Raw genomic sequence first — 10,295 nt, forward strand, 5'->3', positions numbered from 1 at the left:
GCTTGTGACTTGTCATGTCTCCGCCTATTTCGCAGATGTTCAACATGGAATTGGAAACGCCGTGATCTCCAGCGCCGCCCGCGCCGCCGCCAGCCAGCTGTTCTCGCCCGAATTCCGCTCGGTGTTCGTAAAAACGCTGGGCCTGACCTTGCTGGCGCTCGCCGCACTTTGGTTCGCCATCGAGGGGCTGTTCGAATGGCTGGCCTGGCCGTGGATCGACGCATGGCTGCCCGGCCTGCCGTCCTGGGCCGGATGGCTGGGCTTCATCGTCGCCGGGATCGGTCTCGCGCTGGGTCTGGCACTGCTGATCGCGCCGGTGACGGCGATCATCGCCGGCCTGTTTCTCGACGCCGCCGCCGAACTGGTCGAGCGCACCGACTATCCCAATGACCCGCCCGGCCGCGCCATGCCGGCGCTGCGATCGCTGGTGCTGGCGATAAGATTCTTTGGCGTCGTCATCCTCGGCAACATCGTTGCCTTGCTGCTTCTGCTGGTGCCGGGCATCAACATCGCCGCCTTCTTCATCGTCAACGGCTATCTGCTGGGACGCGAATTTTTCGAGTTCGCCGCCATGCGCTTTCGCCCGGAGGCAGAGGCCCGCGCGTTGCGCAAAAAACATGCCGTCACGGTGTTCCTCGCCGGGCTGGTTGTCGCTGCCTTCCTCGCCGTGCCGCTGCTCAACCTTCTGACGCCGCTGTTCGCCGCCGCCATGATGGTGCACCTGCACAAGGCGATCTCGGCGCGGGAAGCGGCTTAGGAGTGCTGATGCTCCGGTGATGCCGGCGTGCGAATGGCGGTTTCCGGCGCTTCCGGAGCGTACCCAGCGTTACGCTCGGTTCCGTTTGGTGGGCCCGGCGTTAGCGTAGAAGAAAACCGCGTCCCAGTTCGTCGTCGGGTTCGACGATTAATTCGGCCCGGCCGGAGTAGAAGGCGCGGCCGCCGACGCGGGCGATGATGGCGTCATGCGGCCCGGCTTTCGCGGTCCCCGCCACTCTGCCGGAAAAGCGCGACCCGGCGATACTCTCGAACAGCCGCGTCTGGCCGGCGATTTCGCCCTTGGCATGCATTGCCGCCAGCCGCGCGGCGACGCCCGATCCGGTCGGCGAGCGGTCGACCTGGGCCTCGGCGAAGACGCAGATGTTCTTGGTCGGGCAATCGGAATATACGTCCTGTCCGTCGGTCAGGATTGTGCCGTAGAGAAAGGCAAGGTCGGCATGGTCGGGGTGCGACAGCGGGAATTCTTTCTTCAGCTTCTCCGTAAGCGCGGTCGCCGCATCGACGAAATCGCGCACGCGGTTTTTGCCGAACTCCAGCCCGAACTGCCGGCACTCGGCGAGCGCATAGAAGGCGCCGCCATAGGCGATGTCGAATCCGATCGCCCCGTAACCCGGCAATTCGACCTGCTGGTCGCGGGCGAACAGAAAGGCCGGCACGCTTTCGAACGACACCGCCCCGGCCTTGCCGTCCTGCACCTCGACCGAGGCGACGACCAGCCCGCACGGCGCTTCGATGTTGACCGTCGTCAGCGGCTCCTGCCGCGCCACCAGCCCCTCGTCGACGGCGTAGCGGCCGAGCGCGACAATGGCGTGGCCGCACATCGTCGAATAGCCCTCATTGTGCATGAACAGCACGGCGAGGTCGGCGCCGGGCAGGTCGGGTTCCACCAGCAGCGCGCCATACATGTCGTAGTGGCCGCGCGGCTCGAACATCAGGATCTTCCTGAGATGGTCGAGGTGGTCGCGCACATAGGCGCGTTTTTCCAGGATCGTGCCTGCAGGGATACTGGGGTAGCCACCGGTGACGATCCGCAGCGGTTCGCCGCCGGTGTGCATGTCGACGACGCTGAGCATCATGCGTTGGGTTCGGCAAACAACGCCTGCAGTTTGCCGAACGGCATGGCGGCGTGGGTGAAGCCGAAGGTGCCGTCCTGCTGGATCTCACGCGCCGCCGTCTCCAGCATGCCGAAGGCGTAATTGGTCAGCCAGGGCCCGAGCGAAATGCGCTTGACCCCTGCGAGCGCAAGCTCGGCGATGGTGAAGCCGGGCCTGACCATGACGTTGACCGGCTTGGTCAGCGCCGAGCAGACGGTTCGCACCGTCTCGACGTCACTGATGCCCGGCGCGTAGAGCACGTCGGCACCGGCCTTCTCGAAGGCTTGCAGCCGCTTGATCGTGTCGTCGATGTCAGACTTGCCCCACAGGAAATTCTCAGCCCGCGCGGTGAAGACGAAGTCGTGCTTCAGCGCCCGTGCCGCCTCGGCTGCAGCGGCGACGCGCTCGACCGCATGCGAAAAATCATAGATCGGCTTGTCGGGCTCGCCGGTGTGGTCCTCGATCGAGCAGCCGGCGAGGCCTGCCGCTTCGGCCGCGAAGATGGTTTCGGATGCACTTGTCGCGCTGTCGCCCTTGCCCTTTTCGAGATCGGCCGAGACCGGCAGGCCGGTCGCCGCAGTCACGTCGCGGCAGTGGTGGATCATCGCCTCGAAGCTCACCGCGCCATCGGGCAGGCCACGCGAAAAGGCAAAGCCGGCGCTGGTCGTCGCCAACGCCTTGAAACCGAAGGAAGCCAGCAGTTTCGTCGTGCCGACGTCCCAGGGGTTGGGCATGACGAAAATCGAGCTGTGCAGGTCGCGAAATATTTTGCCCTTGTCCATGGATGCTCCCCAGAGTGCGAAGCGCATTTTATCCCGCCGTCGCGCGCCGGGCAAACGAATGCGATTGGTTCAGAAGCGATCGGCATTCTCTCCTGCCAATTTGTCCAGTGCGTCGGACCCCTTGACGCCTCGCACTGTCGAGCGTTCGAAAGCTGATACGGACGACCGAGGCGTACAGCCGGAGAAGCAGCCCGATATCAGATCAGTGGATCGGCACCAGCCCGGCCAGTTCGCGCATGTCGTCGAACAGGATGCCGCCGGCCTCGGTCAGGCCGTCGCGGTCGGAGTGCGGGTCGCCGTGATAGGAATAGACGCGCATGCCGGCGGCAATGCCGGCCAAGGTTCCAGCGACGCTGTCCTCGATGACGATGCAATCGGCGGGCGCGAAGCCCATCGTGCTTGCGGCATGCAGGAACAGGTCGGGAAACGGCTTGCCGCGGGAGACCATTGTCGAGCTGAACAGCGCTTGTTCGAACAGCGGCAGCAGCCCGGTCTGGCCGAGCGTGATGTGCATTTTAGACACCCGTGCCGATGAAGCGACGCAAGTTGCTATGCCGGCCGCGTGCACGGCTTCGATGAACTGCCTGACATAGGGAACGGCTTCGACCCCATGCGCGAACAGGTCCGGCAGGCCGGCGTTCCAGCGTTCGACGAAATCGGCGCCGAGGCTGACGCCGGTCGCCTCGACTTCCTTCTGCACCGAGACCATGCTGCGGCCGGAGAAATTCTTGCGGCAATATTCGAAGCTTGCTGGATAGCCGGCGGCGCTGAGCCATTCGGCGAGGCGTCGATTGGCAAGGTTCTCGGTGTCGACCAGAACCCCGTCGCAATCGAAGATGACCAGTTTGGGTAGGGGCCAAAGCATCAGGCGGTGCCGGTCGATCCGAACCCACCGGAGCCGCGCGCCGTGCCGCCGGCCAGGCTGCGCTCCTCGACCGTCGCCTGCGTCACCGGGGCGAAGACGATCTGCGCGATCCGCATGCCGCGCGTCACCGCGAAATCCTCGTCGCCGAGATTGATCAGCAGCACCTTGACCTCGCCGCGATAGTCGCTGTCGATGGTGCCAGGTGTGTTGAGGCAGGTGAGGCCATGCTTGAAGGCGAGGCCCGAGCGCGGCCGGACTTGACCTTCCACCCCCTCCGGGATCTCCAGGATCAGCCCGGTCGGCACCAGCGCGCGTTTTCCCGGCAGGATCAGCAGCGGCCGGTCGTCCGGGACCGCGGCGCGCAGATCCATGCCTGCGGCGCCCGGGCTTTCATAGGCGGGAAGCGGCAGGCCTTCGCCATGCGGCAGCCTGACGAAGCCGACGGCCGGACCGATGACGGAGGAAGTGTAGAGGGCTGCGCGCATGAGGCTGATCCTATCGCTATCAATGCCGGTTCAGTCAACTCGGCGGCTGGGCTATCAACGGCTTTCTTTCAGCGCAGTTCCGTTTCAGCGCAGTTCTACGGGAACGACTGTCGTCTCCTTGATCTCCTCCATGACAAAAGAGGCCGAAACATCCGACAGCGCCACCTTGGCGATCAGCCGCTGATAGAGTCGGTCATAGGCCTTGACGTCGGCGACTCGGGCGCGCAGCACATAATCGAGGTCGCCGGACATGCGGTAGACGCCGGTGATCTCGGGAAGACCGGTCACCGCCACCCGGAATTTCTGCAGCCAGTCCGGATCGTGATTGGAGGTCCGGATCAGGACGAACACCGAAAGGCCGAGGCCGAGCTTGTCGGCATCGACCAGCGCCACCCGGCCGGTAATGACAGCGTCTTCTTCCAGCCGCTTGACCCGGCGCCAGCAGGCGTTGCGCGACAGCGACACCCTTTGCGACAATTGATCGACCGACAATGTGCCGTCGCGTTGCAATTCGGCCAGCAATCTTCGGTCGATCTCATCGATTTCCAGAGTCATGTGGGACATTTGTCCCAAAAATTGGCCAAACACAAGGATGATTTGGGATCGATGAACCGAAAGCTCGTGCCAGAATACTCGGCATCGGGGGCTTATCCAGGCAGGAGGGATTCACCATGACGACACGGCTTGCAAGGCTCTTTACCTCTCACCCGGCCAAGGTGGGCGAGACCTATTTCAGCCATATGGCCTTCGCGGCGTGGTTCTGCTCGCGTCTGTTCATGGCAGCGTTCGCCGCACTCATTCACGCTTTCTTGCCGTTTTTGTTTGAGACTACGGCCAGCCGAATCGTTCGCGAGCTCTATGAACGCACGCACAACAGAGGCACACACGCAATCAAGGAGCCTGCGGCTCTCATGGATCGCGCCTGAGGGAAGATTAAACGATGTGCCGGTGGGCGGCCTATCTTGGCGAAGCGGTTTTCCTCGAGGACATCGTCACGGCGCCCTGCCATTCGCTGATCGCCCAGAGTCATTGCGCCCAGGAAGCCAAGTCGCCGACCAATGGCGATGGCTTTGGCCTCGCCTGGTACGGCGACCGACCCGAACCGGGTCTCTATCGCGACATCCTGCCGGCCTGGTCCGATCCCAATCTGAAGAGCCTGTGCCGGCAGATCAGGTCCAGCCTGTTCCTTGCCCATGTGCGCGCCTCGACCGGCGGCGCCACCAGCCGCATGAACTGTCATCCCTTCACTGCCGGCCGCTGGTCGTTCATGCACAACGGCCAGATCGGCGGCTTCGAAAGAATCCGCCGCGCGCTCGAAAATTCGCTCTCCGACGCGGGCTTCGATCGGCGCGAGGGCACCACCGATTCCGAACTTTTCTTTCTCCTGATGATCGACGAGGGTCTGGCGGGCGATCCGCAAGGCGCGGTGTCGCGCGCTACGGCGCGGGTGATCGATGCCTCGCGCCGCGCCGGCTTCGAACCGGCGCTGAGACTTACCGCCGCCTTGTCGGACGGCGAATCGCTCCATGCGGTGCGCTATGCGACCGATGCCCACGCGCCGACGCTCTACACCTCCGTCTTCCGCAATGGCGGCGGACGATGCCTAATGTCGGAGCCTTTCGACCGTGATGGCGGCGACTGGCAGCCGATCCCGCCCTCTAGCTTCGTCACGATCACCAGAGACGGCATGACCATTCGTCCGTTTGCTCCTGAAATCGCAAAGCTGGCGCTGGCTGTTTAGATCCCTCGCTATCGCGGCAATATCGCGGGACGGCGCCGACCTCAGCAGACTCTCGCAGCGCAATTCCGATCAAGCACCGCCGGTCCTCGAATGCTGAACTCGGCTTGAAGACGCGCCGTAGCCCGCCATTTGGTGAGGCTGGCGCCGCTAGCAAGCCGGAGCATTGGTCATGAACCTCGTGTTTTCCTCCACCAGAGAATTGGCTGCCGCGATCCGCGACCGCAAGATTTCCGCCGTGGAAGCGCTGGACGCGCATTTGGCTGAGATCGACAGGCATAATGAGGCGGTCAATGCGGTCGTCACGCTCGACAGGGAAGGGGCTCGCGCTCGCGCGAAGAAGGCCGACGAAGCGCAGGCGCGCGGCGACGCTCTCGGGCCGCTGCACGGCGTGCCGTTCACGCTGAAGGACACCCACGAAACACTGGGGATGAAGACGACGGTCGGCTTCCCGCCTTTTGCCGACTATGTGGCGAAAAAAGACAGCCCGGTCGTCCTCAGGTTGAAGGCTGCCGGCGGCGTGCTGGTCGGCAAGACTAATGTCGCAACGATGCTCGGCGACTGGCAGTCGAACAACCCGCTGTTCGGCCGCACCAGTAATCCATGGGATCTCTCGCGCACCGCCGGCGGTTCCAGCGGGGGAGCGGCGGCAGCACTTTGCGCGGGCATGACACCATTCGAGATCGGCACCGACATGCAGGATTCGATCCGCCTGCCTGCAGCCTTTTGCGGCGTCTACGGCCTCAAGCCGACCGAGCATCGCGTCTCCCTGGCTGGCGCCTTTCCCGATCCCGCCGGTGCGCCGCGCAGCGTGCGGCTGATGTCCTGTATCGGTCCTCTGGCCCGCAACGTCGAAGATCTGGCGCTGATCCTGAGGATCATTGCAGGACCAGATGGCAGCGACACCGACCTTCCCCCGGTGCTGGTCGAGGACATGCCTGAGGTCAATCTCAAGTCCCTGCGGATCGCTTTCGCGCCGGCCTTTCCGGGTTTTCCAGTGGCCGGCGAGATCAGGGCCGCGGTCGAAAGTCTGGTCGAGCAACTCAAATCTGCGGGCGCGGCCGTCGAGGAAGCAAGACTGCCGACGCTCGACCTGCATGACGATCTGACGCAAGGCGGCGCGCTGATCGGCATGATGCTGGAGGCTGCGCAGCCAGAGCCGCCAGAAGAACCGACACCGGTCTCGCGCTGGTTCGAGGCGCTCGCCCGCCGCGACCAGTCAATCCTTGCCTGGGACCGGTTTTTCGAAGGTTGCGATGTCTTGCTTTGCCCCGTCGCCATGACCACGGCCTTTCCGCATTGCGAGCCGGGAACACCAATCAAGGTCGATGACAGAGAGCAGAGCTACTGGCTGCTGCCGGCCTATGGCGCAGTGTTCAACTATAGCGGCCACCCTGCACTTTCGCTGCCCTGCGGGCAGGACCGCGACGGGCTGCCCATCGGCCTGCAGCTGGTCGGCCGTCGCTGGTCGGAATCGCGGCTGCTTGGCATCGGTAGGGCGATAGCGTCGCTGAGCGGCGGTTTTCGCCGCCCGCCGGGCTATCAAGCAAACCGCGTCAGCCCATAAGGCTCAAGCAGCGGATCGCGCGCGTCGTCGAGGATTTCCCGGGCGGCGAACAGGCCGACCGCAGGCGCCAGCGTGATGCCGGAATGCATGACCGCGACATAGAGGCCGCTCACGCCTTGAGCCCGTCCGATGATCGGAAAGCCGTCGATCGGCGTCGGCCGATAGCCGACGGTGTGAAAATCCAGTTCCAGTCGGTCGGCACCGCGCACCATGTTCTTCATCGCCGCAAACAGCTCGCGAGCGGTGGCTTCGGCATCCAGGCCCGGATCGGCGCCGCCGAAATCCGAACCGGCGATGATTTGGCCCTCGGCAGTCTGGCGCATATGCAGCCGGTCTCCGATCACCAGGCCGTTGAGCAGCCTTTCGTAGGGGCGTGAGTGGACGATCAGGCCGGGCGGCGTCTCGATCGGCAGTTTTAGCCCGGCCGTCGCCGCAATTGCCGGAGAGCCGGCGCCGGCCGCGATCACCACCTCGTCGGCAGCGATCCGGCCGCCTGACGTATCCACGCCGGTAACCCTGCCGTCGGCCCGCACCAACGCGGTCACGGCTGTCCCGGCCACTACGCGCGCGCCGCGCAGCTCGGCGTCGGCCAGCAGTGCTTGCGTGGTGGCGACCGGCTCGGCGACGCCTTCCCTACGCACATGCAGCGCGAAATCGGGAAGCTCGATCAGGTTTGGCTCTATACGTGCGGCTCCCACGCGGTCAACGGGCTCGATGCCGTAGCCCCAGCCAGAATGCTCAGCGGCATAGGCCTCAAGCGCGGCCGGCGGCAGGTCCCAGCACAGGCCGCCGCACCAGGCGAGCGGAATGCCGGGCACGCCATGAGCAAGGCGCGTCCATTCCGCCATCGAACGGGTACGCAGCCGGAAATACGGCTCTGGATTGCCCCAGCTGGCATTGATCCAGGCAAACGAATTCGGCGTGGCGACGCCGCCGGCGCCGCTGTCGGCAACGATCGTCACCTTCGCGCCAGCCTTCGCCAGATGCCAGGCGATGGACGCGCCAATGATGCCGGCGCCGACAACAATGACGTGCTTGGCTGCGCTCATGGATGGACCTTTGTCGAACCGCCTCAGTTGATGCCATTGCGGCGGACCTATCTCAAGACCGGCAACCGCCCAAAATTGTTCGACAGGCTGCAAAAGCGCTGCTAGAAGCCCGCGCACCACATGGGATTCCATCAATTGGCTGAAGACATCACGAACGCGGTGGCGCGCCGCCGCACTTTCGCGATCATCGCGCATCCGGACGCCGGCAAGACGACGCTGACCGAAAAGCTGCTTTTGTTCGGCGGCGCCATCCAGCTTGCCGGCGAGGTCAAGGCCAAGAAAGATCGCATCCAGACCCGGTCGGACTGGATGAAGATCGAGCGCGAGCGCGGCATTTCGGTCGTCACCTCGGTGATGACCTTCGAGTATGAGGACAATGTCTTCAACCTGCTCGATACGCCCGGTCACGAGGATTTCGCCGACGATACCTATCGCACGCTGTCGGCAGTCGATGCGGCGGTCATGGTCATCGACGCCGCCAAGGGTATCGAGCCGCGCACGCTAAAACTGTTCGAGGTCTGCCGGCTGCGTGACATCCCGATCATCACCTTCGTCAACAAGATGGACCGCGAAAGCCGCGACCCGTTCGAGATCCTCGACGAGATCGAGCAGAAGCTGGCGCTGGACACCGCGCCGATCACCTGGCCGATCGGCCGCGGCAAGACTTTTTCCGGCACCTATCATCTGGCGCTGAACGCGGTACGCAAGGGCGACGCCGAGAAGGACCGCACGCCGGTCAACGGTCCCGATTCCAACCGCGTCGCCGGCCTGTTGCCGGAGAACGAGCGCGAGGCTTTCATCGAGGAGCTGGAACTGGCGCGCGAAGCCTGCCGTCCGCTCGACATCGATTCGTTTCGCGAGGGTCATCTGACGCCGGTCTATTTCGGTTCGGCGCTGCGCAATTACGGCGTGCGCGACCTGATCGAGGCGCTTGGCGCCTACGGGCCGCCGCCGCGCGCGCAGGAGGCCGACACCCGCAAGGTCGAGGCGACCGAGGATAGGATGACCTCCTTCGTCTTCAAGATCCAGGCCAACATGGATCCCAACCACCGCGACCGCATCGCCTTCGTCCGCGTCTGCTCGGGCAAGCTCGAGCGCGGCATGAAGGCCAAGCTGGTGCGCACGGGAAAACCGATGAGCCTGTCGGCGCCGCAATTCTTCTTCGCCCGCACCCGCGTCACCGCCGACGAGGCTTTTGCCGGCGACGTCGTCGGCATCCCCAACCACGGCACGCTGCGCATCGGCGACACGCTGACCGAGGGCGAGGAGATCCTGTTTCGCGGCGTGCCGAACTTCGCGCCGGAAATCCTGCGCCGCGTCCGTCTCGGCGACGCGATGAAGGCCAAGAAGCTGAAGGAGGCGCTGCACCAGATGGCCGAGGAAGGCGTCGTGCAACTGTTCTCGCCGGAGGACGGTTCACCGGCGATCGTCGGCGTCGTCGGCGCGCTGCAGCTCGACGTGCTGAAGGAGCGCCTGAGCATCGAATACACGCTGCCCGTCGATTTCGAGATGTCGCGCTTTTCGGTCTGCCGCTGGATATCGGCCAACGACAAGACCGAGCTGCATCGCTTCATCGACGCGCATCGCGGCGACATCGCCCGCGACCTCGACAACGACCCAGTGTTCCTGGCCCAGCACGCCTTTTCGCTCAACTACGAGGCCGAGCGCTGGAAGGCGATCCGCTTCGCCGCGGTCAAGGATTATCAGGTCCGCGACAAGGCGGCTTGAGCATTGCGGTATGCCCGCCAAGATCACTCTCGCGCGTTTGCGCTGCCCCTCATCCGCCTGCCGGCACCTTCTCCCCGTATAGTGACGGGGAGAAGGGGGCTGGCCGCAACACCAACGCCCTTCCTGCAACGTGGGTGATTGGCGAAATCTTGTATGAGAGCGCCCCTCTCCCCGTCACTATACGGGGAGAGGATGCCGGCAGGCAGGTAT

General features: G+C 64.4%; 11 protein-coding genes. 5 read left to right on the forward strand and 6 right to left on the reverse strand.

The features are described from left to right. Nucleotides 1-61 precede the first annotated feature (61 nt). On the forward strand, nt 62-757 hold the full coding sequence (locus NMG70_RS09820; RefSeq protein ID WP_254024297.1) for a sulfate transporter family protein: 696 nt from the start codon (nt 62-64) through the stop codon (nt 755-757). A gap of 100 nt (nt 758-857) precedes the next feature. On the opposite strand, the gene NMG70_RS09825 is transcribed toward NMG70_RS09820, so the two are convergent. From NMG70_RS09825 to NMG70_RS09845, 5 genes are all read right to left on the reverse strand, one after another. Next, the gene (locus NMG70_RS09825; RefSeq protein WP_254024298.1) at nt 858-1,853 is read right to left on the reverse strand and encodes a proline racemase family protein; all 996 of its coding nucleotides are present in this window, start codon (nt 1,851-1,853) and stop codon (nt 858-860) included. Beyond that, nucleotides 1,850-2,653, reverse strand: a complete 804-nt coding sequence (locus NMG70_RS09830) for an isocitrate lyase/PEP mutase family protein (RefSeq protein ID WP_254024299.1) — start codon at nt 2,651-2,653, stop codon at nt 1,850-1,852. The genes NMG70_RS09825 and NMG70_RS09830 overlap by 4 nt, the downstream gene beginning before the upstream one ends. Nucleotides 2,654-2,855: 202 nt before the next feature. Continuing rightward, nucleotides 2,856-3,518 carry an HAD family hydrolase gene (locus NMG70_RS09835; RefSeq protein ID WP_254024300.1) on the reverse strand — a complete coding sequence of 221 codons (663 nt, stop codon included), beginning with the start codon at nt 3,516-3,518 and terminating at the stop codon, nt 2,856-2,858. Beyond that, a complete protein-coding gene (gene dut, locus NMG70_RS09840; protein WP_254024301.1) occupies nt 3,518-4,003 on the reverse strand; it encodes a dUTP diphosphatase in 486 nt (161 codons plus the stop codon). The genes NMG70_RS09835 and dut overlap by 1 nt, the downstream gene beginning before the upstream one ends. Before the next feature lie 84 nt (nt 4,004-4,087). Beyond that, nucleotides 4,088-4,558 carry an Lrp/AsnC family transcriptional regulator gene (locus tag NMG70_RS09845; RefSeq protein ID WP_254024302.1) on the reverse strand — a complete coding sequence of 157 codons (471 nt, stop codon included), beginning with the start codon at nt 4,556-4,558 and terminating at the stop codon, nt 4,088-4,090. Between the two features lie 116 nt (nt 4,559-4,674). Here NMG70_RS09845 and NMG70_RS09850 point away from each other — a divergent pair, with 116 nt between their 5' ends. From NMG70_RS09850 to NMG70_RS09860, 3 genes are all read left to right on the forward strand, one after another. Continuing rightward, a complete protein-coding gene (locus NMG70_RS09850; protein ID WP_091592874.1) occupies nt 4,675-4,929 on the forward strand; it encodes a DUF6356 family protein in 255 nt (84 codons plus the stop codon). 14 nt (nt 4,930-4,943) lie between these two features. Continuing rightward, nucleotides 4,944-5,744, forward strand: coding sequence for a class II glutamine amidotransferase (locus NMG70_RS09855; protein ID WP_254024303.1), 801 nt, complete (start codon nt 4,944-4,946; stop codon nt 5,742-5,744). Between the two features lie 169 nt (nt 5,745-5,913). After that, the gene (locus NMG70_RS09860) at nt 5,914-7,308 is read left to right on the forward strand and encodes an amidase (protein ID WP_254024304.1); all 1,395 of its coding nucleotides are present in this window, start codon (nt 5,914-5,916) and stop codon (nt 7,306-7,308) included. Here NMG70_RS09860 and NMG70_RS09865 read toward each other — a convergent pair. Beyond that, nucleotides 7,284-8,357 (reverse strand): NAD(P)/FAD-dependent oxidoreductase, encoded by a 1,074-nt coding sequence (locus tag NMG70_RS09865; RefSeq protein WP_254024305.1) that lies wholly within the window; start codon nt 8,355-8,357, stop codon nt 7,284-7,286. The genes NMG70_RS09860 and NMG70_RS09865 overlap by 25 nt on opposite strands. 120 nt (nt 8,358-8,477) lie before the next feature. On the opposite strand from NMG70_RS09865, the gene NMG70_RS09870 reads away from it, so the two are divergent. Continuing rightward, entirely contained in the window at nt 8,478-10,085 is a 1,608-nt protein-coding gene (locus NMG70_RS09870; RefSeq protein WP_436798366.1) for a peptide chain release factor 3, read from the forward strand. The last annotated feature ends 210 nt before the right edge of the window (nt 10,086-10,295 follow it).

The organism is Mesorhizobium ventifaucium, assembly GCF_935822925.1.
GTDB lineage: Bacteria > Pseudomonadota > Alphaproteobacteria > Rhizobiales > Rhizobiaceae > Mesorhizobium > Mesorhizobium ventifaucium.

What these genes read in the sequence shown, in the direction of transcription:
- NMG70_RS09825 (WP_254024298.1), bottom strand. Translation starts at nt 1,853, where the DNA reads ATGATGCTCAGCGTCGTCGACATGCACACCGGCGGCGAACCGCTGCGG.
- NMG70_RS09830 (WP_254024299.1), bottom strand. Translation starts at nt 2,653, where the DNA reads ATGGACAAGGGCAAAATATTTCGCGACCTGCACAGCTCGATTTTCGTC.
- NMG70_RS09835 (WP_254024300.1), bottom strand. Translation starts at nt 3,518, where the DNA reads ATGCTTTGGCCCCTACCCAAACTGGTCATCTTCGATTGCGACGGGGTT.
- dut (WP_254024301.1), bottom strand. Translation starts at nt 4,003, where the DNA reads ATGCGCGCAGCCCTCTACACTTCCTCCGTCATCGGTCCGGCCGTCGGC.
- NMG70_RS09845 (WP_254024302.1), bottom strand. Translation starts at nt 4,558, where the DNA reads ATGACTCTGGAAATCGATGAGATCGACCGAAGATTGCTGGCCGAATTG.
- NMG70_RS09850 (WP_091592874.1), top strand. Translation starts at nt 4,675, where the DNA reads ATGACGACACGGCTTGCAAGGCTCTTTACCTCTCACCCGGCCAAGGTG.
- NMG70_RS09855 (WP_254024303.1), top strand. Translation starts at nt 4,944, where the DNA reads ATGTGCCGGTGGGCGGCCTATCTTGGCGAAGCGGTTTTCCTCGAGGAC.
- NMG70_RS09860 (WP_254024304.1), top strand. Translation starts at nt 5,914, where the DNA reads ATGAACCTCGTGTTTTCCTCCACCAGAGAATTGGCTGCCGCGATCCGC.
- NMG70_RS09865 (WP_254024305.1), bottom strand. Translation starts at nt 8,357, where the DNA reads ATGAGCGCAGCCAAGCACGTCATTGTTGTCGGCGCCGGCATCATTGGC.
- NMG70_RS09870 (WP_436798366.1), top strand. Translation starts at nt 8,478, where the DNA reads ATGGGATTCCATCAATTGGCTGAAGACATCACGAACGCGGTGGCGCGC.